This is a genomic window from Streptomyces sp. TSRI0281 (genome assembly GCF_001905125.1).
Classification (GTDB): domain Bacteria; phylum Actinomycetota; class Actinomycetes; order Streptomycetales; family Streptomycetaceae; genus Streptomyces.
The window spans coordinates 699,635-722,891 of sequence record NZ_LWLE01000001.1 but is presented as its reverse complement, the minus strand read 5'-3'; the positions used below and the strand labels follow the sequence as shown (position 1 = coordinate 722,891).

Sequence of the window (23,257 nt, the reverse complement as noted above, 5' to 3'; positions counted from 1 at the left end):
CGTCGACGGCATGAACATCAAGCTCACACAGTGCTTCATCGCCGTCGACGACCACGACAAGGCGCTCCCCTTCTACCGCGACGTCCTCGGCCTGGAGGTCCGCAACGACGTCGCGTTCGAGGGGATGCGCTGGGTGACCGTCGGCTCACCCTCGCAGCCGGACGTGGAGATCGTCCTCGAACCCCCGCTCGCCGACCCCAACGCCGCGCCCGCCGACCGGCAGGCGATGGCGGAGCTGCTGGCCAAGGGCCTGCTGCGCGGCGTGATCTTCTCCACCGACGACGTCGACGCCACCTTCGAGCGCATTCGGGCCGCCGGCGGGGACGTCATTCAGGAGCCGATCGACCAGCCGTACGGCGTCCGCGACTGCGCCTTCCGCGACCCGGCGGGCAACATGCTCCGCTTCAACCAGCCCCGCAAGGGGTGAGGACCGGCGCTCAGCCAGGGCCGGCCTGCGGTGGGAACGCCTGCGGTAGGGTCCCGGCCCATGGCTGAGCGCCCCGCCCGTCAGGGAGGCAGCGGACCCTCAGCACGACCGCAGGGCGACGACGCGCAGGCCGACGACGCGCAGGCCGACGGCGCGCAGGCGGACGACGCGCGAGCCGACGTACCAGATGCCGACGAAGCGCAAGCCGACGACGCAGAAGCCGGAGAACGACCAGCATGGCCACGAAGAAGGACCCGCAGTCGCCTGCGCCGCACGCTGCCGACAGTCACGACCTGATCCGCGTGCACGGCGCGCGGGAGAACAACCTCAAGGACGTCAGCATCGAGATCCCGAAGCGCCGGCTGACGGTGTTCACGGGGGTCTCCGGTTCGGGCAAGAGCTCGTTGGTGTTCAGCACGATCGCCGCGGAGTCGCAGCGGCTGATCAACGAGACGTACAGCGCCTTCGTCCAGGGCTTCATGCCGACGCAGGCGCGGCCCGAGGTCGACGTCCTCGAAGGGCTGACGACGGCGATCATCGTCGACCAGCAGCGGATGGGCGCCGACCCGCGCTCGACGGTCGGCACAGCCACCGACGCCAACGCGATGCTGCGCATCCTCTTCAGCCGGCTCGGGAAGCCGCACATCGGCCCGCCCGGCGCGTACGCGTTCAACGTCCCCTCCGTCCGGGCCAGCGGTGCGATCACCGTCGACCGCGGTGCCAAGAAGGCCGTGAAGGCGACCTTCAACCGCACCGGCGGCATGTGCACGCGCTGCGAGGGCCGGGGCACCGTCTCCGACATCGACCTCACCCAGCTCTACGACGACTCCAAGTCGCTCGCCGAGGGCGCGTTCACCATCCCCGGCTGGAAGTCGGACAGCCAGTGGACCGTGGGGCTCTACGCCCAGTCGGGCTTCCTCGACCCGCACAAGCCGATCAGCAGGTTCACCAAGAAGGAGATGCGGGACTTCCTCTACGGCGAGCCGACCAAGATGAAGGTCAACGGCATCAACCTCACCTACGAGGGGCTGATCCCCAAGATCCAGAAGTCGTTCCTGGCCAAGGACAAGGAGGCGATGCAGCCGCACATCCGGGCGTTCGTGGAGCGGGCGGTCACCTTCACCACCTGTCCCGAGTGCGACGGCACCCGGCTCAGCGAGGGGGCCCGGTCCTCGAAGATCAAGCGGATCAGCATCGCCGACGCGTGCGCGATGCAGATCAGCGACCTGGCCGAATGGGTACGCGGCCTCCGCGAGCCGTCGGTGGCGCCGCTGCTCGACGCGCTGGGCCAGACGCTCGACTCGTTCGTGGAGATCGGTCTCGGCTATCTCTCGCTCAACCGGCCGGCCGGCACGCTGTCGGGCGGCGAGGCACAGCGCGTCAAGATGATCCGCCACCTCGGCTCCTCGCTCACCGACACCACCTACGTCTTCGACGAGCCCACCATCGGGCTGCACCCCCACGACATCCAGCGGATGAACGACCTGCTGCTGAGGCTGCGGGACAAGGGCAACACGGTGCTCGTCGTGGAGCACAAGCCGGAGACGATCGCGATCGCCGACCATGTGGTCGACCTCGGCCCCGGCGCCGGTACGGCGGGCGGCACCGTCTGCTTCGAGGGCACCGTCGAGGGGCTGCGGGCCGGCGGCACGGTCACCGGCCGCCACTTCGACGACCGGTCCTCCTTCAAGGAGACCGTGCGCAAGCCCACCGGCGCGCTGGAGATCCGCGGCGCGACGGAGAACAACCTGCGCGATGTCGACGTCGACATCCCCCTCGGGGTCCTGGCCGTCATCACGGGGGTCGCCGGTTCCGGCAAGAGCTCGCTCGTGCACGGGTCGATTCCCACCGGTGAGGGCGTGGTGTCCATCGACCAGGCGCCGATCAAGGGCTCGCGGCGGAGCAATCCGGCGACGTACACCGGACTGCTCGACCCGATCCGCAAGGCGTTCGCGAAGGCCAACGGCGTGAAGCCCGCACTGTTCAGCGCCAACTCCGAGGGCGCCTGCCCCACGTGCAACGGTGCCGGTGTCGTCTTCACCGACCTGGGGATGATGGCCGGTGTCGCCAGCACCTGCGAGGAGTGCGAGGGGAAGCGGTTCCAGGCATCGGTGCTGGAGTACCGCTTCGGAGGCCGTGACATCAGCGAGGTGCTCGCGATGTCGGTGAGCGAGGCGGAGGAGTTCTTCGGCTCCGGCGAGGCGAGTACGCCCGCCGCGCACCGCGTCCTCGTCCGGCTCGCCGATGTCGGGCTGGGCTACATCAGCCTCGGTCAGCCGCTCACCACGCTGTCCGGCGGCGAGCGGCAGCGGCTCAAGCTGGCCACCCACATGGGCGAGAAGGGCGGCGTCTACGTCCTCGACGAGCCGACCACCGGACTCCACCTCGCCGATGTGGAGCAGTTGCTCGGCCTGCTCGACCGGCTGGTCGACTCCGGGAAGTCGGTCATCGTCATCGAGCACCACCAGGCGGTCATGGCGCATGCCGACTGGATCATCGATCTCGGCCCCGGCGCCGGTCACGACGGCGGCCGGGTCGTCTTCGAAGGCACCCCCGCCGACCTCGCCGCCGACCGCTCCACCCTCACCGGCGAGCACCTGGCGGCGTACGTCGGGGTCTGAACGGGGCTGAACGGATCGGAGCGGGTCTGAACGGGCCGGAGTGGGTCTGAGCGGGTCTGAGCCGGTCCGAGCGGGGCTGGGCGGGTCCGAGCGAGTCCGAGCGGGGCTGAGCCGGTCGGGCCCCGCTCCGGCGGGAGTCTCAGTCGCTGCCGGCGGCGTGCTTGGCCGCGTACCGGCGGGCCTTGGTCCGGTTGCCGCAGACCCGCATGGAGCACCAGCGGCGGCTGCGGTTCTTGGAGACGTCCCAGAACACCCAGGCGCAGGCGTGCTCGGCACAGCGCTTGAGGCGGGCGACCTCGCCGGTGGCGAGCAGTTCGCTCCACGCGATGGCGACGGCCGCCAACGCCTGCCTGGCGGGCGGGAGTTCGGGGTCGGGAATCAGGGACGGGCCCGCTCCTCGCCGTACGGTGGCGAGGAGCGGCAGCTCGCGCAGGGCCTCCTCGGCCGCCGCCACGCGACGCGCGTCGGGGGAGTCGCCCGCGTGTACGCCCAGTTCCTCGCGGATTCCGTCGCGCAGCCGCAGCGCCAGATCGTGGTCGGCGGGAGAGATCCGGCCGTCGGGCGGCAGGAGCCCCCGCTCGGTCAGCCAGGCGGCGAGCTGCGCGGGCTCGGTCACGTCGTCGGTGCCCAGTTCGACATCGACGGTGTTGGCGAACGCTTCGACCAGCTGGGCCGAAGGCGGTGCTTCGAGCATGGCTCACCTCCTGGTCCTGGTCAGTCTACCCCTCACGTAACCGGCTAAGCGCTTGACTGGTTCGCGCCGGTGATGTCAGGCTGCGTACGGATAACCGGTCAAACGTTTAGAGGGTTAGGGGAATGCTTCATGGGTGCTCAGGCTCCATCGGCCACCGAGGACGCGGCACCGCCCACGCCGTCTGCGCCGCCCGTGGTGCCTGCGTCTCCCGCGCCGTCCGTGTCGCCCACGTCGCTTGCGCCGCCCGTGCCGCCCACGTCGCTTGGACCGCCCGTGTCGCCCGCAGCGGATGCGCACGGCACCCGCAACACCCGCGTCCTGCTCGCCCTCACCGCGTTCACCAACCTCGCGGACGGGATCATCAAGATCGCGCTGCCGGTGCTGGCCACCCGGATCACCAGCTCGCCCGGCCCGGTCGCCCTGATCGCCCTCACCCTCACGCTGCCGTGGCTGCTCGTCTCCCTCCCGGTCGGGCTGCTCGTGGACCGCGTCGACCGTCGGCGGCTGCTCTGGCTGGCCAACGGGGTGCGGCTCCTCGCGGTCGGCTGGCTGTTCCAGACCGTCACCACCGGGCAGGTCACCCTCACGTCCCTGGCCGTCACGGGCGCGGCGCTCGGCATCGCCGAAGTCGTCGCGCAGACCGCTGAGTCGGCCCTGATCCCCACCCTGGTCCCGCGTGCCGCACGCGAACGCGCCAACGCGTGGATCACCGGAGTCGAGACCGCCGCCAACGAGTTCTGCGGACCCATGGTCGGCGGCCTGCTCCTGGCCGCCGGGACGGGAATCGCGCTCGGCGCGACCTGGGCCGGGTACCTCGCGGCCGTACTGCTGCTGTTCCTGCTCGTCGGCCGGTTCCGCGCCGAGCGGCCCGCCGCCGCGCCGCAGAAGGGCGCGGGCGGGGCGGGCGGCCGGCTCACCGAAGGGCTGCGCTACCTGTGGCGGCACCGGCTGCTGCGCACCATGAGTCTGATCCTCACGGTCCTGTGTGCGAGCTGGGGCGCCTGGCTGGCCCTGATGCCGCTGATCGCCAAGGAGTTGATGGGGCTCTCCACCCAGGAATACGGCATTGTCCTCAGCGCCCTCGGCGTCGGCGGGCTGGTCGGCACCCTGGCCGTGGTCCGGGTCAACCGGCTGCTCGGCCGCCGGTGGGCGATGTTCGCGGACCTGCTCGGTACGTTGGCGATGATGGCGGTCCCCGTCCTCACGGCGAACCTCTGGGCCGTCGCCGTCGCGGCCTTCCTCGGCGGCATGGGCGGCACCCTCTGGACGGTCAACGCCCGCCTCATCTCCCAGAACCTGGTCCCGGACGCCCTGATGGGCCGCTACTCCAGCGCCTCCCGCCTGCTCACCTGGGGCGGCATGCCGGTGGGCGCGGCCCTCATCGGCGTGCTGGCCGAGTGGTTCGGAATACGGGCGGCGTTCCTCGTCTTCGCGGCCGCCATCGCCCTCACGATCCCGCCGTTCCTGCGGATCGTGACCACGGGCGAACTGCGCAGGGCGCTCTGAGCGGGAAGCCCGGACGTCCGGTGAGCCTCAAGGTCCACTGCCTCGGCGGCTCACCGGCTCACGGGTCCAGCAGCTCACTGGCTCACCGGCTCAGCAGGTCAACGGCTCAGCAGCAACGGCTCACGGGCTGATCGGTAGGCGGAGGACGACCGCCCGGTCGGCCGGTGCGCCCCCGCGGGCGTTCCACAGGGCGAAGGTCGACAGCGAGAAGAACAGCAGATTGCCGATGCTCAGCCGGCGAGCGGTATCTGTCCCGTCCCGTTCCCGCGTGCCCCCACGTCGGTAACCCCTCCATCGCGATGATCATGGCGAAGTTAGCCTAACCTCACTAAACCTGTCGCTAAAGGGTGCCCGGCGGCGGCGCCGCCCTGAGTTGAGCGGCAACACCACCCCCGCGTGTGACCCGGATCACGCCCTGGGGAAAACCTGCGGCCCCGGCAGGGCGTCTAGCAGGTGTGAAACGGCTCGGGGCGGCACCGCCGCAGGAACTGGACGAGGAGCGTCTCCTCCGACGCGTGGCCCGGGGTGACCGGGCCGCCTTCGAGGAGCTGTACCGGCGCACGTCGCCGTGGCTGGCGGTGCGGCTGCGCCGTCGCTGCGCCGACCCGCAGATCGTCGCCGAGGTCATGCAGGAGACGTATCTGGCGGTGTGGCGGGCGGCGGGCTCCTTCGCCGGGAGCCACACCGGAGGAACGGCCGTCGGCTGGCTGTGGACGATCGCGGCCCGCCGCCTCGTCGACGCGTTCCGGCGCAGGGCCCACCACGCGGAGCCACCGCCCGCCGCCGCTCCGCACCCCGTGGCGCCCGCGGCCGAGGAGGAGGCGCTGGTGGGCACCGTCGGCGGTGACGTCGGTGACGCGCTGCGGCGCCTCGCGCCGGAGCTCAGAGAAGTACTGCAGGCCATGGTGCTCGACGGACTGTCCGTCCGGGAGACCGCCGTTCTGCTCGGAGTGCCCGAGGGAACGGTCAAGACCCGCGCCCGACGGGCCCGGATCATGATGCGGGAGGCGCTGGCATGAACGTGGAACACGCGTCGGCACGGCTCATCGACGGGTACGCGCGCGGCGACACGGACCTCGTCGCGGACGAGGTATGGGCCCTGGAGGCCCATCTGGAAGGGTGCCGGGTCTGTCGTGACCGGCTGTCGGCGGCCGTCACTGTCGAGGCCCCCGCGCTGGTGGCGCTGACCGGCGCCGTCTGGTCCGATCTCGAACACCAACTGGCCGCGGCCGTCCCGGCACCGTCGCGCCGGCGCCGTACGAGGCTGTCGGCGTGGACGACGCCCGCCATGACGCCGTGGCTGGCCATGGTCCTGGCCGTGACGGCGCTCGCGCTGCTGCTGGACCTGGTGGGACCCGGCTCCGGCCAGGTGTCGCTGGTGCTGCTGCTCGCCCCTCTCCTGCCCGTGTGCGGGGTGGCCGCCTCGTGGTCGCGGGGCCTGGACCCGGCGTACGAGCTGACGGCCTCCACACCGCGAGCCGGGCTGCAACTGGTGCTGCGGCGCACCGCCTCCGTGCTCGCCGTGGTGATCCCCGCGCTGCTGGCGGGGGGATGGGCGACGGGGGTGACGGCCGCGCAGTGGCTGCTGCCCTGCCTGGCCTTCACCTCGATGACCCTCGCGCTCGGCGGCGTGATCGGCGTGACCCGCGCCGCCGTCGCCATGGTGGCCGCATGGGCCGTGGTGGTGGCGGCGCCGACCCTGGCCACCAGCCGTACGGCCGCCGCCCTTCAGGAGGGCGGACTGCCGGTGTGGGCGCTGATCCTCGCGCTCGGCGTCGCCGTCGTGATCGCCCGCAGGGGCGCGTACACCGTGCTGGGAGCGAACCGTTGAACCCCCCTCCCGGAACCCCGGGAGAACCCCAACAGAACCAACAGAGTCAGCCGAATCAGCCGAGCCAACAGAACCAACAGAACCAACAGAGTCAGCCGAACCAACAGAACCAACAGAACAGGAAGCGCACGATGCCCGCAGTGAGCAGGGCCGACATCGCGCCCACGGCCTACGCCTGGGAGATCCGGGCGACCGGACTGAAGGTGAAGGTCGGCAGGAACCGGATGGCCGTCGACGGGCTCGACCTGTCGTTGGGCACCGGAGTACACGGACTTCTCGGCCCCAACGGGGCGGGCAAGACCACCCTCATCCGGGCGCTGGCCACCGTACTGCGCCCCGCCGGGGGTGAGCTGGAGCTGCTCGGGGAGTCCGCGGGCGGGCTGGGCGAGCACCGGGCGCTGCGCCGCCGGATCGGCTACCTGCCGCAGGACTTCGGCTACTACAAGCGCTTCACCGTGCGCGAGTTCGTCGAGTACATGGCGTGGCTCAAGGAGGTGCCCAAGGCGGACATCCCCGGGGCGACGCAGCGCGCCGTGGAGCGGGTCGGTCTGGCCGACCGCGCCGACGACCGGATGAAGGCCCTGTCGGGCGGGATGGTGCGACGGGCCGGTATCGCCCAGGCCATCGTCAACGACCCGTCGATCCTGCTTCTCGACGAGCCGACGGTCGGCCTGGATCCGGCGCAGCGGCTGCGCTTCCGCGATCTGCTCCAGGAGTTGGGGACGGACGCCTGCGTGGTCGTCTCGACCCATCTGGTGGAGGACGTGGCCGCCGCCTGCACCGACGTGGTGCTCTTCGCCGAAGGACGGCTGGTCTTCCAGGGCACCCCGGACGAGCTGGCCGCGGCGGGCGGCCCGGAACACGTGGGCGACAGCCCGCTGGAGCGCGGCTACTCGGCACTGCTGGCCGACCCCGCACAGACGAAGGGCGCCTGGTGAACCTCCGTATTCTGCGCATCGAACTGCGGCGGTCCGTCGCCCCGTGGGCCGGCGCCGTCATCCTGGTGGCCGCGCTCGCGTTCCTCCTCCTCATCCCCGGACCGTGGTCGAAGGGCTCCGCCCTGTGGACCGCCCAGTGGACCTCCATGGCCCTGTGGATCCGGTACCTGCTGTTCTTCCTCTGGCCGCTCGCCATCGGGCTCGGGGCGCTCCAGGGGCTGCGCGACCACCGCTCGAAGATGCCCGAACTGCTGACCAGCACCCCACGGCCCGCACGGGACCGCGCGGCGACCCTGGCGGGCACGACGGCATTCGCGCTGTTCGCGGCCTTCGCTCTCCTCGTCGTCGTGGGCGCGGTACAGGTCCTCGCGGGCGACGCCTCGTACGCCCACGTCGGCTGGCTGCCCATCGCGCTGGTGGGGGCGCTCTCACTGGGCGCCGGGGCGGTCCTCGGCATGGGGGTCGCGCGGGCCCTGCCCTCCGTCCTCACCCCGCCCGCACTGGCCGTGGCCGCCCTGGTGTTCAACAACTTCTTCCGGCAGATGCAGACTTCGGACGCCCCGCTGCCGACCGCCGGGTTCATGTCGAACGCTCTCTCGCTGCTGTCACCGGCGACGGCCGACGTCCGCGAAACGCTCCTCACGCTCTCCGCCTCCGTGCACCTCGGGCAGACGCTCTGGCTGCTCGGCATGGCCGCGACGGGTCTGGCCCTGCTGGCCGCCGCCCGCCCGCACACCCGGCTGCTCGCCCTCACCCCCCTGGTGGCGGGCGGGGCGCTCGCCCTGCTCCTGCTGCCGACCACCGCCCGCGACACGTACGTCGTCGACCGGGCCGCGGCGAAGCAGGTGTGCGACGGCCCGGTGTGCGTGACGACACTCCGGCAGGCGAGGCTCGACGGCCTGGCGGGTCCCGGCAAGGAGGCGCTTCGGCTGATGCGCGGCGCCCTGGGCGACCGGGCCCCCGTCGCCATCCGTGAGACCGCCGTTCCGAAGGCGATCGGCGCCACGCCGGAACGCCCGCGCGACTCCGTGCTCCTCGACTTCGACGACCGGACGATCGGCGAGGCCGAGGGCGAACGGCCGGTCACCCGGGCCCTGGTCGCCCAGGGCATGGTTCCGCTGTGCAGCCCCCGCAGCGAGAACGAGAGCGGCACGCAGGAGGAGGCCGCCGCGCAGATCATCGCGACCGCGTGGGTCCTCGGGGAGGACCTCCGGCCGCTCGCCGGGACCATGTATTCCGCGAAGGACCAGAACGACCTGGCCCGCCCGGTGTGGAAGAAGTTCGTCGCGCTGCCGAAGGCGGAGCAGCAGCGGCGGATCGGCGCCATGCACGCCGCCGCGGTCTCCTGCTCGTCGGAGGACGCGCTGACCGTACTGAACGGTGGTGCGCTCCGGTGAGATGGCTGACCCTGTACGCGCGCTCGCGGCAGGTGCCCGCCTCGCTCGCGGCGGTGGTGTTCGGCGCGCTGGTGGTGTGGGCACTCGCCGGGATCGGCGGCGGCACGCTGGGAGACCCGCGGCTGATCATGCTCATCCTTACCGCGGGAGCCATGGCGTTCTCGGTCGGTCTGGGCGGCCAGGACCGCGCGTTGGACCGGACGGCCGCGATCCGCTGGATGCCCCGCAGGGCGGCGCACGTGCTGCTCTGCGGCGTGCTCATCGGCGCGGTGCTGCTGGCGGTGCAGACGTTGAGCGGCCAGTCGGTCTCCGCCGCCTTCGTCGTGCGCAACAGCGCGGGGCTGATCGGACTCGTCGCCTTCGGGGCGGCCTGGTGCGGGGTGCAGTACGCGTGGATCCCGCCGTTCGCGTGGCTGTCGGTCTCCTTCGTCGTACCGCCCGCGTCGGGTGTGGGGACGCAGGTGCTGACCTGGATGATGCTGCCGACCGGCACGCCGACCGCCACCTGGACGGCCCTCGTCCTGGCCGTCGCCGGCACGGCGGTCTACGCGGTCGGGGGCCCCAGGCGATAGTGGTGGCCGGGACCGGGTTCCAGGAGGAGAAGGCCCTGTGCCACCCGGTCGTTGTGCGCACGGAACCGTCCGCGTCGGGATTCGCGTCGACATAACTGGCCGGAGGATCGACGGGCGGCGACCCGCCCGGGGTCCGGGGAGCGTCCGCCGGTCCCGGGACGATCGGTGGGACCGGCGGACTGAACGCGAAGGTGGGAACCATGGTGCAGGCGGCACTGCTCGTCGTTTTGGCCCTCGCCGTCGGCGGGTGCGTGTGTGTGGTCTGGGCGGGGCGCGGTGGGCCCCGCTGGGTCCGCGCCGTGGCGGCCGTGACGCTGGCCGCAGGGACGGTGGTACGTGACATGAGGGGAAGGAACCGGCGCCGGAACAGGTGGTCCGTCGGCGGCGGCAGCAACAGCGGCGACGGCTGAGCGTGAACGGTGACGCCGTGAACGGTGGCGCCGAACACGCCGATACAGGCCACGCGGAAAGTGCGTGGCCTGTATCGATGAGCCGGGCAGCGGTTAATTCAACCCCGCGTTGAATTCAGGTCCGTTCGAAAAGGGGATCGAATCCGCGAAGAGCCGTGAGTCGGCGCGGCATTTCGCGGTACACCGGCCCGCTCGTCAGCTAAAGGATTTCGATGTCCTTGACCCGCGGGGGGTGGTTCGGGAAAGTGATGTCGGTCCACCGGTCGATGCGCACCGAGTCGCCGTTCGCGTCGTAGTAGATGAGATCGTTGTTGCCCGTCGAAATACGGTCGACCCACCAGCTGCCGAAGCCGGTCCGGCCCTTGTTGGCGTAGCAGTCCACGCTGGAGCTGCCGTCCAGGTGCGACCAGATCTTCAGGAAGTTCTCCCCGCCACGGCACTCGACGTGGTCGATGGCGAAGGCGTTGCCCGTGGGCATGGCCATCGTGACCCCGACGGTGGCGGCGAACGCCACGGCTGCGGAACGGGCGAACCTCTTCGTCTTTGAGATCACAAGTTCTCCTTCATTCGATATTCGAACTGGGAGGCGACGGTGCATTCGGACAAATGAAGACGCGTCGAAACATATCCGCCCGCCTTTGTTCGGACCTTCCGTCGTCTCGTCTCGGGCTTACTCTACGAAGATCCTGTAAGGCAGGTGTGTATGGCAATCATTCGCGGCTCTCTGGGCCGGAATGCACCCCTAAATGTCTAGATCGAGAGCGCCTGGGAGGGTTAACATATTTCAATCCCATGGCTGCCGTGGGCCCATCCCGGTTTCGCGGCGGCCCGGTCGGATGCGGCTTTCGAAACGGATCGGAATGCCCGTACGAGTGGGTGGAGCAGGGGCGCAGGGTCGGATGCGGCGTGGCTTTGTGCGCGACGGCGGCGCGCCCCGGGCCACGGGGGACCGGATGCGCGGGACGGCCGACGCCTACGCGAGATGCGGTGAGCGTCCGGCGCCGGGACCGGCCCCGTCCCGGCGCGGTGCGCCCGCTTCGGCGAAGTAAGGCAGAACCATCTCGACCAGCGCGTCGACGTCGGCACGGCCCATCGGCTCGCCGGTCATGCCCATCCGGTGCAGCAGGACGCCGACCACGACATCGATGAAGAACAGGACCCGGTGCTCCGGCTCGCCGAGCGCGTCCTGGAGTGCGATGCGGTACGGGTCCTGCAAACGCGAGGACAGGATCTCGCGCAGGGCCGGATCGCTGACGGCGTCACTGAACACACCGGCGAACGCGTCACCCACCCCGGGTTCACCGATCTTCGCCGCTATCCAGCGGATCGTCGAGGACATCAGCTCGCTCCGCCCGGCACCCTCCAGCGGTGCCGGGCCGAAGGCGTCCAGGAGACAGTCCACGATCAGCACGCCCTTCGACGGCCAGCGCCGGTACACCGTCGACTTCGCGACGCCGGCTGTGGCCGCGATGCGCTCGACGGTGGCGCGCGCGTAGCCGAGCTCCCGCACCGTGCTCAGCGTCGCGGCGAACACCGCAGCGTGGACGCCGGAGCGTGGGCGGCCGGGTGACCTGGCGGATGTGGGCGATGGCATAGCCATACGGTACCTCGTTTCGCTACCTTGGGTATCGATACCTGAAGTCGCGTAACTCTCTCGACGAGGAGAAGACATGAGCGAGGTCACTGCCGAGGGGCGGCCTCCGCAGCCGGACTGGTCGGCGCTCACGACAGAGGATCTGGTCGCCTACCGCGACGCGGAGAACCGCTTCCGGGCGTCCGACTCGGCGCGGGCGATCACCGGACAGCCGGACCCCGGCGCCGCGATCCACTGGCAGGAGGTGGCGCTGCCCGGCCGCGAGCTCCCGGTCCGCGTGTACCGGCCGACCGCCGGGCGCGACGACGAAGGCGCCGGCCGGACGGATCTGCCCCTGGTGGTCCACGTACACGGAGGAGGGTTCGTGGGTACGGCGGTGCAGAGCGACTGGAACAACAGCGGGCTCGCCGCCCACCTGCCCGCACTCATCGTCTCGGTCGAGCACCGCCTCATCGACCCGGAAACCCCGCTGTCGGCAGCCGTCGACGACGGCTGGGACGTGCTTCAGCACGTGGTGCGGCACGCCGAGCAGTGGGGCATCGACCCGGCGCGGACCGCCGTCCTCGGCGAGAGCTGCGGCGCGTTGATCAGCGCCCTGGCAGCGATCCGGGCCAGGGAGGCCGGCCTGCGTCTCAGGGCGCAGGTGCTCGTCAACCCCGCTGTCGATATGACCGGGGCGATGTTCGACCACGCCTCGTTCACCGAGCACGCCCTGACCCCGACCCTCAGCCTGCCGCTGCTTCACGTGTTCCGGCGGCTCGCCGTTCCACCGGGAACCGACCCCCGCGCCTTCTCACCGCTGCACGCAGACCGCCTCGACGGGCTGGCCCCGGCGCTCCTGGTGGTACCCACCCACGACCCGTTGGCCGATCACGGCCGCCGCTACGCCGAGCGACTGCGAGCGGCGGGGACGCCCGCGCAGCTCGCCGAATACCCCGGAGCGGGGCATGGGTTCCTCGCCACGCCGGGCATGGCACAGCAGGCCGAGGCCGCGCGGGCGGACATCCTCGCGTTCCTCCGGACCGCCCTCGCCGTATGACGCAGCCGGCCGCCGCGCTGTTCGATGAAGGGAAACCGGAACAAGGCGTCACTGCGGCCCATCAGGCCCTCGATGACGCCGCGCGCATCGATTCAGCCCTCGTCGCTTCCCGCCCCGACATGGACCGCGGCCGTCGACGACGTGCGGAATCGAGCGCACGAACTGGTGGCCTGAGACCATTGGGCACGCTGTCCTGCCGTTGTGCGATCCGGTCTCGCCGTGGTGCTGGGGGCTAGGGAAGGTCCACGACGGTCGCTCCGCGTAGTTCTCGGATGAGGAGGAAGGCGAGCATGCCGGGGTAGCGGGGTTTGCTGTAGGGGGAGAGTTGTCCGTTTTCGGTGGAGATCCAGCCGGTGGTGGTGAGGCGGTAGAGGGTGCCGGACACTCCGTAGAGGTGGGGTTTCCTGACGCGTAGGAGGACGTGTTCGCCGCGGCGGAGGAAGGGGCATTGCCGTACGGAGATGCGGGCGTGTTCGGTGCAGAGCGGGGGCATGGTGGTGAGTGATTTCTCGGGCCAGGTGGGGGGTGAGTCCTCGCGTCGCCAGTCCATGAACAGCCAGCCCTCTTTGTTCCGGTCGGCGGGCTGTGCGCAGACCTGGCACAACAGGTTTTCCATGCAGGTGCGTTGGCGGGTGGAGTGCAGGGAGTCGTACAGGACGGGGCCCGGCTGCGGGGACTCATCCACGCGGACCCACAGGTTCCCGTGCCTGTCCCGGTCTTCCGGACGTACGTCCCGGTACGTGAGCCGGGGCCCGTTCGCGGTGAACTCGACGTCGAGGGTGGATTCCGGCATGCCTCTGTCGGTGCTCCGTGAGGCGACGTACGGGGTCAGGAGAGGCATGGGTTCCTCCTTGTGGGGGTGGGGGCCGCCCGGCTGCCGCCGTCCCCATGACAGGGGGCAGCCGGGCGGGGTTTGGGGGTTACTGGGCCGCCGGGTGTGTGCCGGGGGTGCGGGGTGCCGTGGTGGGCGGGGTGGCTTTCGCGTAGGGGCGGCCGGGTTTGGTGCCGGTGCAGAGGTTGCAGTGGGGGCAGTCCTGGATCCGGGTCTCAGGGGGTGGTTTCCATGGGGTGTGTTCGGTGCCTTGTTGGGTGGTGCCCGTCCTGGTCGCCCGTGGGGGAGCCACTGCGAACGCGACCAGGACGGGGGTGTGTGGGGTGCTGGAGGCCGGTGGTCCCGTGCGTCCGGGCGGGTCGGCCGGTGAGGGTGACGTGGAGGCCGACGGCCGGGTCGGTCACGGTGAGCAGGGTGCCGGTGCCGGTTTCCAGGTGGTGCAGTGCGTCGGTCTGGCGCTGGTCGTCGGCGGCCCAGGCGCGGAGGCTTTCGGGGGCGTCGGAGCTGTGGAACGTGACCGGCCGGACGTCGTTCCTCGCTCGTGCCCAGGGGGTGGTGTCGGGGGGTTGGAGGTGTCCGTGCCCGTCCGCGAGCCGTAGTGCCTGCCTGCGGAGCCAGCGCAGGGCGAGACGGCGGTTGGGCACGGTGACCCGGCCGAGCAGGACCGCCCGCCTCGTTCCGGCGGTCACGGTGACTTCGGCGACGTAGTCGGTGCCACCGTGGCGGGGGCCGGGGCGGGGGCGGATCAGGCGCCGGAGCAGTTCGGCCGCCGCTTCGACCGCGTGCAGCCGGGCCGTGCGTTCCGCTTCGCGCCGGGCGATCGCTGTGTCCAGTCCGGTGAGGAACAGGGCCCGGTACGCGGGGTCGGTCTCGATGCGTTGCAGCTCGGCGAACAGCGGTGGTGGCTGGGGTGGTTGTGGGGCGAGTGCCCGCATGATCCGGGGGAGGTACCGGCGCAGGAGGATTCCGGTGGCCCCGATGGTGAGGGCGAGCCGGACCGCCAGGAACCTCGACGTCATGACGGCGCGCCGTGCTCGGCAGCCTCGTGGCGCCGGCGCGAGGGCCGGCAGGCGGCCTGCTTGGCGGTGTCGCGTTCGGCACCGGCTACGGCCTCGGCGTGGTCGATCTCCTGGCAGCCCCGGCACGGCTCCGGCGCGGGCAAGTCGTCGTGGACGAACGGCCGTACGAGGGTGCCGGGGGCCGGAACGTGGGGGGCACGTCCGTTCGGAGAACCGTTTTTCGTAGACACGATCGTTCCTCTCCGTGGTCATTTCGCTACCAGGTGGGATGAGCGTGACCTAGGGTCGGCCCTTATTCAACGTGGCAGAAACGGAGAACACATTGGTAAACATCAAGGAGTTGAACCCGGAGTCGTCACCGGAGGCGGCGTACGGCGCCCGATTACGCAGCGCACGAGAGGCGCGCGGCTGGAAGCAGGACGACCTCGGTGTACGGATCGGCTACACCGGGCGGCACGTCTCCGGGGTCGAGAACGGCCGCAAACCGCCAACCCGCAGGTTCTCGATCGGTGTTGATGCCGCACTCGGGACCGAAGGAACAGCCGATTCGTTCGAGCGCGAGTGGCGTGAGATCAGCCATGGCAGCCTGCTGGAAGGCTTCCCGGAGTACGTGGGGTACGAAGGCCGGGCGGTAGAGATCCGGCTGTATGAAATCGGCATCATTCCCGGGCTGTTGCAGACACCCGAGTACGCAAAGGTGTTGGCTGACAGTGCCGTGCGCCGGGGAGCGGTCACGCCCGAGCAGGCCGCCGAGCGAGTTTCGTTCCTGGCGGAGCGACAGGCGGCGTTGGTGCGGAGCCGCCCTCCCATGGTGTTCGTGACCATCGACGAAAGCTGCATCCGTCGGCCCGTCGGCGGGACCACCATCATGGATGCCCAGTTGGCGCGCCTGATCGAGTTCGCCGAACTGCCGAACACGATGCTTCAGGTGGCACCGTACGAGATAGGCGAGCGCCGCACGTTCGACCTGCCGGTCAATCTCCTGACGCTGTCTGATCGGTCCGTGATCTGCTATGCCGAGTCCCAAGCGCAGGGTCACCTGGACCGCGAAAGTACGTCCGTGCTGCCCATGTTGACGGCCTACCATCAGCTACAGGCCGAAGCGCTGTCCCAGGCGGCGACCGTCGCCATGATCAGCCAGTTACGAAAGGGCACCCCGTGACGACCGAATCCCCCCAATGGTTCACGTCCTCCTACAGCAACAATGGCGGCAACTGCGTCGAGGTCGCTGCCAACCTCGCCGCCTCGCGCGGCATGGTCCCCGTACGTGACTCCAAGGATCTGAGCGGTCCCACCCTGGACCTTCGCGCCGATGCGTTCGCTTCCTTCGTGGCGGGCGTCAAGGCCGGAGAGTTCGGCACCGTCTGAACACCCGGTTCCTCACCGAGCCGGACAGCCCCGTCGTGCGCCGCATGGTGGGGCTTCGTGCTGTCCCGGCCCGACACCGTCACGTGCCGCATCGCCTCGCCCCCACGCGCGTGGGGGATATAGCGTCGGATCATGAAACCGCCGACCGACACCGCCACCGATCAGGCACCGGCCGATCCTGCCGCCACGGACGACCTGCTGGCCACGCAGCCCGTCGGGTACTGGAGCGGCCTCGCTCATGGGGTCGTCACCCGGCATCTGCGTGATGCGATGGCCAGGATCGACGTGACGCAGCCGCAGTACTGGGTGTTGAACCGTCTGAACGGCGGTTCCGCGGCGCCGAGTCGTGAGGAGGTCGTCATCCAGCTGACGCCCCTCGCGGACGGGCCGCACGAGATGGGGCGGGTCGTCGACCAGTTGGTCCACCGTGGCTGGCTGCGGTTCGACGCCGGGCACCGCCTGCACCTCACCGAGGCCGGGGAGGCCGCCAGGGTGCGGCTGCGCGAGCTGGTGACCGATGTGCGCGCCGTGGTCCACGAGGGCATCAGCGACGAGGAGTACGTGGCCGCGCTCAAGGTCCTGCGCAGGATGGTGGCCAACGTCGAGGAAGCCGGAGGCTCCTGACGGGACCGTGGCGGGCCGGGTGTTCAGTCGCCGAGAGCCAGTCGGATACCGAATGCGGCGATGACGGTGCCGGTGATCCGGTCGAGCAGGCGGCGGGCCTGGGGCTTGCGGAGCCGGCCGTGCAGCACGTGGGCGAAACCGATGAGGACGGCCGACCAGATCAGGCCGATGAGGATGTGCACCGTGGTGAGCAGGAGGCTTCCGCACCCCCGGCAACCAGCCGCTTGCGCTCCCGCTGCGCGACCACCCGTCGAGCCCGTGGACACCTCGATGCCCGCTAATCTCGTTGAGCCCACACCCTGCAATCGTGTTGGCTAGTGGCACCGAACTGTCAGTACCGCAGGTGTCCGCTTGGCTGTAGCAGGGAGTTAAACGTGCAGGACATGGGTGTCGACCCCGTTGCCCACAATCGGGCAGCCTGGGACAAGTGTGTCCAAGAGGGCAACGAGTGGTCGGTGCCGGTGAGTGCTGAGGATGTCGAGCGCGCCCGCAGGGGCGACTGGTCGATTGTTCTCGTCGGGCATGAGCCGGTCGACCGCTCCTGGCTGCCGACGGACCTGACCGGCAGGGACGTGTTGTGCCTGGCCTCCGGCGGTGGCCAGCAGGGTCCGATCCTCGCCGCCGCAGGGGCGCGGGTCACCGTCTTCGACAACTCACCCCGCCAGCTCGGCCAGGACCGGATGGTGGCGGCGCGCGACGGACTGGAGCTGCGCACCGTCCTGGGCGACATGCTCGACCTCAGCGACTTCGGCGACGCAACATTCGACGTCGTATTCCATCCGGTCTCCAACCTGTTCGTACCCGACGTGGCAGCGGTGTGGCGTGAGTGCTTCCGCGTCCTGCGACCGGGCGGAACTCTGCTCGCGGGCTTCCTCAACCCTGATGCGTACTTGTTCGACCACGAGGCGCTCGACGAGCGCGGCGAGCTGATCGTCGTGCACAAGCTGCCCTACAGCGATGTCACGCACTACTCCGCCGAGGAACGCGCCACGAAGTTCGGCGCGGATGCCCCTCTTGAATACAGCCACACCCTCACCGACCAGATCGGCGGGCAACTCGCCGCAGGGTTCGTCCTCACCGGCTTCGCGGAAGCGCCGCACCACTCCAACGCATCCGCTCCCTACATGTCGCACTACTTTGCGACGCTGGCGGTCAAGCCGGGCTGACGCAGCCGTGGGGCCCGCCGAGACGGCCGTGTCTCCGAATGACCAAGTGGAGCGCTGTGCCGGCCCGACCCCCACTGACTTCGCTGAGCCAGGAAAGGGCGGGTTCGGACGAGTCTCCTGGACGGGAAAGCGCCTCACTTCCGCCCGTGTTGACGGCCTACTGTCAGAGGCGGGTCGAAGCCGCTGTCCCGGGCGTCGGCCGTTGCCATGATCAGTCGGCCAGGAAAGGGCACTCCGTGACGACCGAATCCCCCTGCTGGTTCACGTCCTCGTACAGCAACAACGGCGGCGACTGCGTCGAGGTCGCTGCCAACCTCGCCGCCTCGCGCGGCATGGTCCCCGTACGTGACTCCAAGGATCTGCGCGGTCCCACCCTGAACCTTCGCGCCGATGCGTTCGTCGGCTTCGTGGCGGGCGTCAAGGCCGGAGCGTTCGGCGCCGTCTGACCAACAGGTCAACTGGCCAACTGAGCAGCGCATACCGATCGAAGGTGGCCCCACCGTGCGCCGCATGGTGGGGCTTCGCGCTGCTCTGGGGGCGGTGCGGGCACGAGTGTTTCTGCCGTGCCGTGGTGCGTCAGGGGCTTCTGCTCCCGCCGCCAGCCGGCGCGGGGCGGGTCACGCCGCCGTCGCCTGCTCACCGCCCTCACCGCCTTCGGCGTCTTCCGCGCAGGCGACGGCCAGGCCGTCCAGTGACAGGCCCAGCGCGTGGGCCAGGGCCGCCACGGTGAAGAAGGCCGGGGTCGGGGCCCGGCCGGTCTCGATCTTGCGGAGGGTTTCCGCGGACACCCCGGCCGCCGCTGCCACGTCCACCATGCTGCGGTCACCGCGGGCCTCGCGGAGCAGGGCCCCGAACCGCTGCCCACGTCGACGCTCCTGCGGGCTCAAAGGAACTCTCACCATGACCGTGATACTAATACCGGTATAAGTATTGGGTAGCGTCGCATGGCAGGGAGTCACAGCACATGGTGGAGATCAAGACCGACACGGCACTGGAAGCGATGCGGGAAGCGGGACGCGTCGTGGCCCACGCACTGGCGGCCGGTCGCGCGGCGGCAGCCGTGGGAGTCCGCCTGCGCGAGCTCGACGAGGCGGCCCGCACCGTTCTCACCAAGGCCGGAGCGCGCTCTCCGTTCCTGGGATACCAACCGTCCTTCGCCTCCACCCCCTTCCCCGCAGTGCTCTGCGTGTCCGTGAACGATGCCGTCGCGCACGGCATCCCCGGCGACTACCGCCTGCGCGACGGCGACCTGGTCGGCCTCGACTGCGGAGCCGAACTCGACGGCTGGACCGGGGACGCCGCGATCAGCTTCATCGTCGGCACCCCTCGCCCCGCCGACCTCGAACTCATCGCCGCCACCCAACGGGCCCTGGACGCGGGCATCGCCGCCGCCGCCACCGGCCACCGGATCGGAGACATCTCCCACGCCATCGGTGCGGTCGCCCGCAAGGCCGGCTGCGGGATGCCGTCCGACTTCGGCGGCCACGGCATCGGCCGCACGATGCACGAAGATCCCCACGTCCCCAACCACGGACGACCCGGCCGCGGCTTCCCCCTGCGCCACGGCCTCACGCTCGCCATCGAGCCCATGCTCATGGCCGGAGGGCACAACGACTACTACACCGACCCCGATGGATGGACCCTGCGCACGATCGACGGCAGCCGAGCCGCCCACATCGAACACACCATCGCCATCACCGAGGACGGCCCCCGCATCCTGACCCTGCCCTGACCGCAGATCCGCTCATATGCGGCAGACGGACGCATAGGTAACTGGCGGGACCCGGTCCGATCGATCGTGCCGAACCGGATCGAAACACCACCGGACCGCAGACGGGCACGGCGCACCGCTCGCCGTGATCCTCACCGGCGGCAACCGTGAACGACGTCACCCCGCTCATACCGTTGGTCGATGCCATCCCACCGGTCAGGTGCCGGCTCGGACACCCATGGCGCAGCCGGACCCGTGACGACCGAATGCCCCGTTGGTTCACGTCCTCGTACAGCGAGAACGGCGGTGGCCTGCACCCCACCGAGGCCGGGGAGGCTGCCAGGGTGCGGCTGCGCGAGCTGGTGACCGATGTGCGCGCCGTGGTCCACGAGGGCGTCAGCGGCGAGGCGTACGTGGCCGCGCTCAAGGTCCTGCGCAGGATGGCGGCCAACATCGAGGAAACCGGAACCTCCTGACGGGGCCGGGCCACGTACGAGTGGTCCCGGTCCGGCCGTGGCATGAGAAGGGCCTTACGGGTTGGGCGAGTTGCGAAACCGCCCCGGGCTCGTACGGTCTGCTCCCGCCCTCCCCGTCCGAGGTCTCCCCACGCGCACGGCCGACCCGGCGACGGTCCGGTGTGAGCTCCCTGCGGGACTTCCGCACCTGACCACCCAGGACTGTCCCTGCCAGCAGCAGACGGGCGGGCACCCGCCACCGGGTGGTGGCGGGTGCCCGTGGATCCTTCACTCATGTGCGGGTCGTGTCACGTCGAGCGGCAGATGTTCTTCCCTTGACAGGGCTTCGGCTTGCAGTGCTTCTCATGCTTGTTGTGGCACGGCCTCGGCTTGCAGTGCTTGCCGTGGCACGGCTTCTTTTCGACAGTGATGCGGGCCTGGGCCTGGTTCGACCGGACGGTGCCGTCCTCGGCCGTCGCCACCGCGACATTGGTGACCGTGCCGCGCTCGGCGTCGGCGCGGGTGACCCGGTAGGTGCCGGTGCAGGTGGTGCTGTCGCCGGGCTGACCGGCCGGGGCCAAGGTGGTTGCCCGGCAGGCCACCGCGGTCACCCGGTTGTCGGTGACGCCGACGCCCGTGAGCTCCTGGGGTCCGGTGTTGGTGACGGTGTACGTGTACGTGACCACGTCGCCCACCTTGTAGGTGCGTGAGTCGTCCACCGTCTTCGTCAGCCGCAGCCCCGGCTCGCCTCCGGCCCGCAGGGTGACGTCGTCGGGCGGTGACACGACCGGCGTGGAGCCGGACTGCCCGTGCGCGGCGGCCACGTTCACGATCGTTCCTCGCGCGGCATCCGCTGCGGTGACGGTGTATGTGCCGGTGCAGGTGGTGGTCGCGCCCGGGGCCAGCGTGGTCGCCCCGCAGGTCACGTCGGGCACGAGATCGTCGGTGACCCCGACGCCCGTCAGGGTCGCGTTTCCGGTGTTGGTGACGGTGTAGGTGTACGTCACCACGTCACCGGCCCGGTACACGCGGCTGTCATCGGCCGACTTCTCCAGTCGCAGCCCCAGTTCGGAGCTGACGATGAGGGTGACGTCGTCGGGCGGCGACACCACCGAGGTGCCTGCGGACTGCCCCTGCGCGGTGGCGGTATTGGTGACCGACCCCTGCTCGGCGTCCGCGTCGGTGATCGTGTACGTGCCGGTGCAGGTGGTGCTGTCGCCGGGCTGACCGGTCGGGGCGAGGGTGGTTGCCTGGCAGGTCACCCCGGTCACGCGGTCGTCGGTGACGCCGACGCCCGTGAGCTCCTGGGGGCCGGTGTTGGTGACGGTGTAGGTGTACGTCACCTCGTCGCCGGCCCGGTACACGCGGGTGTCGTCGGCGGACTTCTCCAGCCGGATCCCCGGCCCCGACTGCACCGGAAGGGTCACGTCGTCGGGCGGCGAAACGACCGGGGTCCCGCCCGCATCCCCATGCGCGGTGGCAGTGTTGGTGACCGAGCCGGCTGTTCCGTCGGCTTCGGTGACGGTGTAGGTACCGGTGCAGGTCATCGTCGCGCCGACCGCGAGGCTGGTCTGCGGACAGGTGATGCCGGTGACCTTGTCGTCGGTCACGGCCACATCCGTCAGCGGGACGTTCCCGCTGTTGGTCACCACGTACTCATAGGGCACCTGTGTGCCCGGCGTCAGCGGGGTCGGCAGTGGCGGCTCCTGGGAAACCTGCTTGACCAGGTTGAGCTGGGGCAGCGCGGCTGCCGGGTGGACGCTGACGTTCCGGATGAGGTGGACATCGGTGAACAGTCCGGTCGACGCGGCGAAGCCGAACTTGTAGGACGCGGGCACAGGCTGGGGCGCCGGAGTCGACAGCACCTGCTGGGTGCCGTTGCCGTCATGGAAGTCGATCGAGACCGTGACCACCGGGTCGGGCGAGGGGGAGACCTCGACGGTCACCGTACGGCGCGACGGCTCCAGCAGCGCTTCGGCCTCCTGCGGGGTGGAGCCCGGCGGCACCGAGGTGGTCGGCCCGTGCAGCTGCCCCGGCAGCGTGGAGGGCCAGGGCCCCGTCGTCGAGAAGTTGCTCGTCGTCGCGTCGAGGAAGCAGTAGCCCTCGGTGCCGTCGCCCGGTCCACGCAGCGTCACCATGTTCGCGCCGGGCGCCGGGATACGGAAGGACGTACCGGCCGGGGAACGGGTGGCGCAGCCGTTGCCGCGGTGCTCCCAGTCACCGAAGTAGTTGCCGAGCACGTCCAGGCCGACCCCCAGGTAGCCGCGGTTGACGCCCGGCAGGAATGTCGCGTTCGGGTTGTCGTCGGGGAGCTTCTGCGCGTAGCCGAGGCTGCCGCCGAAGGCCCCGGGCGCGGTCAGTGACGCGGCGCCGTCGATGAGGAAGAACGAGATGCCGTCGGCCGGAGGGTTGGTCGTACCTCCGTACTGCCACTGGTCGAAGGTGGTGACCAGGCCCTGGTTCGCCGGGAGGGCGTGGTTGTAGAGGACCGCGGCGGACTGGTCGTTGGACGCGTCGGTCAGCCGCAGGTAGCCGTTGGGTGCGGCATTGTTCGGTGGAACCGGGCCGGTCGCACCGGCCGGGCAGCCGGTCAACGGGTGGGTACCGGGACCGGGCGCCGGAGCCTCGGGCGCACCCGTCAGACAGGCAGGCCCGAACGCCTCGAACCCCGCCATCGCATCCGCCCCGGTGAACGTCTCGTCCACCAGCGGTACGCCCACGGCCTGCGCGGCGGCCGTCTGCCCCGGCAGGCCCAGCCCCGCTGCCACCACGGCGAGAACACCGAGCCCGCCCGCAGCCCACCGCCCCAGCCGATTTTTCTGCCTGCGTCTCGTGGTCGGACCGCGGAAATGTCTCTGGCTCATGCCAGGAAAATAAGGATTCGTCCCAGCGGCCGGACGTGACACGCCCCACGCTCAGTGCCCTCCCACCCTCCGGCGTACGCATCCGGATGACGGCCGGGTGGTAAAGGCGCCGCGGCGACCGCTCGCACGATCGAACCGGAAACCCGGGCTCGTGGACGCGGTGGTCCGGCCGCTCCGGGACAGGCTCTC

The 23,257-nt window shown here is 70.4% G+C and carries 26 protein-coding genes and 1 pseudogene; 18 read left to right on the top strand and 9 right to left on the bottom strand.

From position 1 onward, the window contains the following. Positions 1-10 precede the first annotated feature (10 nt). Together A6A29_RS03240 and A6A29_RS03235 are read left to right on the top strand one after the other, a co-directional pair. A complete protein-coding gene (locus A6A29_RS03240) occupies positions 11-427 on the top strand; it encodes a VOC family protein (RefSeq protein WP_073718363.1) in 417 nt (138 codons plus the stop codon). 236 nt (positions 428-663) lie between these two features. After that, positions 664-3,048 (top strand): ATP-binding cassette domain-containing protein, encoded by a 2,385-nt coding sequence (locus A6A29_RS03235; protein WP_073718362.1) that lies wholly within the window; start codon positions 664-666, stop codon positions 3,046-3,048. A gap of 139 nt (positions 3,049-3,187) precedes the next feature. Here the strand turns inward: A6A29_RS03235 and A6A29_RS03230 are convergent, their stop codons facing one another. Then, positions 3,188-3,742: a CGNR zinc finger domain-containing protein gene (locus A6A29_RS03230; protein WP_073718361.1), complete on the bottom strand. Its 555-nt coding sequence runs from the start codon at positions 3,740-3,742 to the stop codon at positions 3,188-3,190. 192 nt (positions 3,743-3,934) lie between these two features. Here A6A29_RS03230 and A6A29_RS03225 point away from each other — a divergent pair, with 192 nt between their 5' ends. From A6A29_RS03225 to A6A29_RS03195, 7 genes are all read left to right on the top strand, one after another. Next, a complete protein-coding gene (locus A6A29_RS03225; protein WP_385732401.1) occupies positions 3,935-5,248 on the top strand; it encodes an MFS transporter in 1,314 nt (437 codons plus the stop codon). A 515-nt stretch (positions 5,249-5,763) separates the two neighbouring features. Then, entirely contained in the window at positions 5,764-6,267 is a 504-nt protein-coding gene (locus A6A29_RS03220) for an RNA polymerase sigma factor (protein ID WP_198953001.1), read from the top strand. Then, positions 6,264-7,079, top strand: coding sequence for a hypothetical protein (locus A6A29_RS03215; RefSeq protein ID WP_073718358.1), 816 nt, complete (start codon positions 6,264-6,266; stop codon positions 7,077-7,079). Before A6A29_RS03220 ends, A6A29_RS03215 begins: the two co-directional genes overlap by 4 nt. Before the next feature lie 131 nt (positions 7,080-7,210). Beyond that, positions 7,211-8,017 carry an ABC transporter ATP-binding protein gene (locus tag A6A29_RS03210; protein ID WP_073718357.1) on the top strand — a complete coding sequence of 269 codons (807 nt, stop codon included), beginning with the start codon at positions 7,211-7,213 and terminating at the stop codon, positions 8,015-8,017. Continuing rightward, complete coding sequence (locus A6A29_RS03205) at positions 8,014-9,414, top strand: hypothetical protein (protein WP_073718356.1); 1,401 nt, start codon at positions 8,014-8,016, stop codon at positions 9,412-9,414. Before A6A29_RS03210 ends, A6A29_RS03205 begins: the two co-directional genes overlap by 4 nt. Next, positions 9,411-9,986 carry a hypothetical protein gene (locus tag A6A29_RS03200; protein ID WP_073718355.1) on the top strand — a complete coding sequence of 192 codons (576 nt, stop codon included), beginning with the start codon at positions 9,411-9,413 and terminating at the stop codon, positions 9,984-9,986. The genes A6A29_RS03205 and A6A29_RS03200 overlap by 4 nt, the downstream gene beginning before the upstream one ends. A gap of 200 nt (positions 9,987-10,186) precedes the next feature. Continuing rightward, positions 10,187-10,396 (top strand): hypothetical protein, encoded by a 210-nt coding sequence (locus tag A6A29_RS03195; protein WP_073718354.1) that lies wholly within the window; start codon positions 10,187-10,189, stop codon positions 10,394-10,396. A gap of 199 nt (positions 10,397-10,595) precedes the next feature. On the opposite strand, the gene A6A29_RS03190 is transcribed toward A6A29_RS03195, so the two are convergent. Further along, entirely contained in the window at positions 10,596-10,949 is a 354-nt protein-coding gene (locus A6A29_RS03190; protein ID WP_073718353.1) for a beta/gamma crystallin domain-containing protein, read from the bottom strand. Positions 10,950-11,369: 420 nt separating this feature from the next. Continuing rightward, on the bottom strand, positions 11,370-11,990 hold the full coding sequence (locus A6A29_RS03185) for a TetR/AcrR family transcriptional regulator (RefSeq protein WP_073718352.1): 621 nt from the start codon (positions 11,988-11,990) through the stop codon (positions 11,370-11,372). Positions 11,991-12,066: 76 nt separating this feature from the next. Between A6A29_RS03185 and A6A29_RS03180 the strand changes: the two genes are divergently transcribed. Beyond that, complete coding sequence (locus A6A29_RS03180) at positions 12,067-13,029, top strand: alpha/beta hydrolase (RefSeq protein ID WP_073718351.1); 963 nt, start codon at positions 12,067-12,069, stop codon at positions 13,027-13,029. A gap of 232 nt (positions 13,030-13,261) precedes the next feature. Here A6A29_RS03180 and A6A29_RS03175 read toward each other — a convergent pair whose 3' ends face one another. The 3 genes from A6A29_RS03175 to A6A29_RS03165 form a co-directional block, all read right to left on the bottom strand. Then, on the bottom strand, positions 13,262-13,870 hold the full coding sequence (locus tag A6A29_RS03175; protein ID WP_073718350.1) for a hypothetical protein: 609 nt from the start codon (positions 13,868-13,870) through the stop codon (positions 13,262-13,264). A 206-nt stretch (positions 13,871-14,076) separates the two neighbouring features. Then, positions 14,077-14,880 carry a hypothetical protein gene (locus A6A29_RS47730; RefSeq protein WP_073718349.1) on the bottom strand — a complete coding sequence of 268 codons (804 nt, stop codon included), beginning with the start codon at positions 14,878-14,880 and terminating at the stop codon, positions 14,077-14,079. Beyond that, positions 14,877-15,110: a hypothetical protein gene (locus tag A6A29_RS03165; RefSeq protein ID WP_073718348.1), complete on the bottom strand. Its 234-nt coding sequence runs from the start codon at positions 15,108-15,110 to the stop codon at positions 14,877-14,879. The genes A6A29_RS47730 and A6A29_RS03165 overlap by 4 nt, the downstream gene beginning before the upstream one ends. Before the next feature lie 71 nt (positions 15,111-15,181). On the opposite strand from A6A29_RS03165, the gene A6A29_RS03160 reads away from it, so the two are divergent. The 3 genes from A6A29_RS03160 to A6A29_RS03150 all read left to right on the top strand — a co-directional run bounded on the left by A6A29_RS03160 (position 15,182) and on the right by A6A29_RS03150 (position 16,872). Further along, positions 15,182-16,042: a helix-turn-helix domain-containing protein gene (locus tag A6A29_RS03160; protein ID WP_241838302.1), complete on the top strand. Its 861-nt coding sequence runs from the start codon at positions 15,182-15,184 to the stop codon at positions 16,040-16,042. Beyond that, complete coding sequence (locus A6A29_RS03155) at positions 16,039-16,248, top strand: DUF397 domain-containing protein (protein ID WP_073718346.1); 210 nt, start codon at positions 16,039-16,041, stop codon at positions 16,246-16,248. Before A6A29_RS03160 ends, A6A29_RS03155 begins: the two co-directional genes overlap by 4 nt. 132 nt (positions 16,249-16,380) lie before the next feature. After that, entirely contained in the window at positions 16,381-16,872 is a 492-nt protein-coding gene (locus A6A29_RS03150; RefSeq protein ID WP_073718345.1) for a MarR family winged helix-turn-helix transcriptional regulator, read from the top strand. Between the two features lie 23 nt (positions 16,873-16,895). On the opposite strand, the gene A6A29_RS03145 is transcribed toward A6A29_RS03150, so the two are convergent. Continuing rightward, on the bottom strand, positions 16,896-17,138 hold the full coding sequence (locus A6A29_RS03145) for a LysE family transporter (RefSeq protein WP_338012856.1): 243 nt from the start codon (positions 17,136-17,138) through the stop codon (positions 16,896-16,898). Positions 17,139-17,246: 108 nt separating this feature from the next. On the opposite strand from A6A29_RS03145, the gene A6A29_RS03140 reads away from it, so the two are divergent. Both A6A29_RS03140 and A6A29_RS03135 read left to right on the top strand, forming a co-directional pair. Beyond that, positions 17,247-18,038 (top strand): class I SAM-dependent methyltransferase, encoded by a 792-nt coding sequence (locus A6A29_RS03140; protein ID WP_073718344.1) that lies wholly within the window; start codon positions 17,247-17,249, stop codon positions 18,036-18,038. A gap of 236 nt (positions 18,039-18,274) precedes the next feature. After that, a complete protein-coding gene (locus tag A6A29_RS03135) occupies positions 18,275-18,484 on the top strand; it encodes a DUF397 domain-containing protein (protein WP_073718343.1) in 210 nt (69 codons plus the stop codon). A 171-nt stretch (positions 18,485-18,655) separates the two neighbouring features. Here the strand turns inward: A6A29_RS03135 and A6A29_RS03130 are convergent, their stop codons facing one another. Beyond that, positions 18,656-18,940 (bottom strand): helix-turn-helix domain-containing protein, encoded by a 285-nt coding sequence (locus A6A29_RS03130; RefSeq protein WP_073718342.1) that lies wholly within the window; start codon positions 18,938-18,940, stop codon positions 18,656-18,658. Positions 18,941-19,002: 62 nt separating this feature from the next. Between A6A29_RS03130 and map the strand changes: the two genes are divergently transcribed. From map to A6A29_RS03120, 3 genes and pseudogenes are all read left to right on the top strand, one after another. Further along, positions 19,003-19,770 carry a type I methionyl aminopeptidase gene (gene map / locus A6A29_RS03125; RefSeq protein WP_073718341.1) on the top strand — a complete coding sequence of 256 codons (768 nt, stop codon included), beginning with the start codon at positions 19,003-19,005 and terminating at the stop codon, positions 19,768-19,770. A gap of 47 nt (positions 19,771-19,817) precedes the next feature. Then, positions 19,818-19,994 (top strand): annotated as a pseudogene (locus tag A6A29_RS46165) (IS5/IS1182 family transposase); the annotation flags it as partial. 21 nt (positions 19,995-20,015) lie between these two features. Further along, positions 20,016-20,225 carry a hypothetical protein gene (locus A6A29_RS03120; protein WP_385729365.1) on the top strand — a complete coding sequence of 70 codons (210 nt, stop codon included), beginning with the start codon at positions 20,016-20,018 and terminating at the stop codon, positions 20,223-20,225. Between the two features lie 287 nt (positions 20,226-20,512). Here the strand turns inward: A6A29_RS03120 and A6A29_RS03115 are convergent, their stop codons facing one another. Next, a complete protein-coding gene (locus tag A6A29_RS03115) occupies positions 20,513-23,068 on the bottom strand; it encodes a DUF7507 domain-containing protein (RefSeq protein WP_079182549.1) in 2,556 nt (851 codons plus the stop codon). Between the last annotated feature and the right edge of the window lie 189 nt (positions 23,069-23,257).

What these genes read in the sequence shown, in the direction of transcription:
- A6A29_RS03240 (WP_073718363.1), top strand. Translation starts at nt 11, where the DNA reads ATGAACATCAAGCTCACACAGTGCTTCATCGCCGTCGACGACCACGAC.
- A6A29_RS03235 (WP_073718362.1), top strand. Translation starts at nt 664, where the DNA reads ATGGCCACGAAGAAGGACCCGCAGTCGCCTGCGCCGCACGCTGCCGAC.
- A6A29_RS03230 (WP_073718361.1), bottom strand. Translation starts at nt 3,742, where the DNA reads ATGCTCGAAGCACCGCCTTCGGCCCAGCTGGTCGAAGCGTTCGCCAAC.
- A6A29_RS03215 (WP_073718358.1), top strand. Translation starts at nt 6,264, where the DNA reads ATGAACGTGGAACACGCGTCGGCACGGCTCATCGACGGGTACGCGCGC.
- A6A29_RS03210 (WP_073718357.1), top strand. Translation starts at nt 7,211, where the DNA reads ATGCCCGCAGTGAGCAGGGCCGACATCGCGCCCACGGCCTACGCCTGG.
- A6A29_RS03195 (WP_073718354.1), top strand. Translation starts at nt 10,187, where the DNA reads ATGGTGCAGGCGGCACTGCTCGTCGTTTTGGCCCTCGCCGTCGGCGGG.
- A6A29_RS03185 (WP_073718352.1), bottom strand. Translation starts at nt 11,990, where the DNA reads ATGCCATCGCCCACATCCGCCAGGTCACCCGGCCGCCCACGCTCCGGC.
- A6A29_RS03180 (WP_073718351.1), top strand. Translation starts at nt 12,067, where the DNA reads ATGAGCGAGGTCACTGCCGAGGGGCGGCCTCCGCAGCCGGACTGGTCG.
- A6A29_RS03175 (WP_073718350.1), bottom strand. Translation starts at nt 13,870, where the DNA reads ATGCCTCTCCTGACCCCGTACGTCGCCTCACGGAGCACCGACAGAGGC.
- A6A29_RS47730 (WP_073718349.1), bottom strand. Translation starts at nt 14,880, where the DNA reads ATGACGTCGAGGTTCCTGGCGGTCCGGCTCGCCCTCACCATCGGGGCC.
- A6A29_RS03150 (WP_073718345.1), top strand. Translation starts at nt 16,381, where the DNA reads ATGAAACCGCCGACCGACACCGCCACCGATCAGGCACCGGCCGATCCT.
- A6A29_RS03130 (WP_073718342.1), bottom strand. Translation starts at nt 18,940, where the DNA reads ATGGTGAGAGTTCCTTTGAGCCCGCAGGAGCGTCGACGTGGGCAGCGG.
- map (WP_073718341.1), top strand. Translation starts at nt 19,003, where the DNA reads ATGGTGGAGATCAAGACCGACACGGCACTGGAAGCGATGCGGGAAGCG.
- A6A29_RS03120 (WP_385729365.1), top strand. Translation starts at nt 20,016, where the DNA reads ATGCCCCGTTGGTTCACGTCCTCGTACAGCGAGAACGGCGGTGGCCTG.
- A6A29_RS03115 (WP_079182549.1), bottom strand. Translation starts at nt 23,068, where the DNA reads ATGAGCCAGAGACATTTCCGCGGTCCGACCACGAGACGCAGGCAGAAA.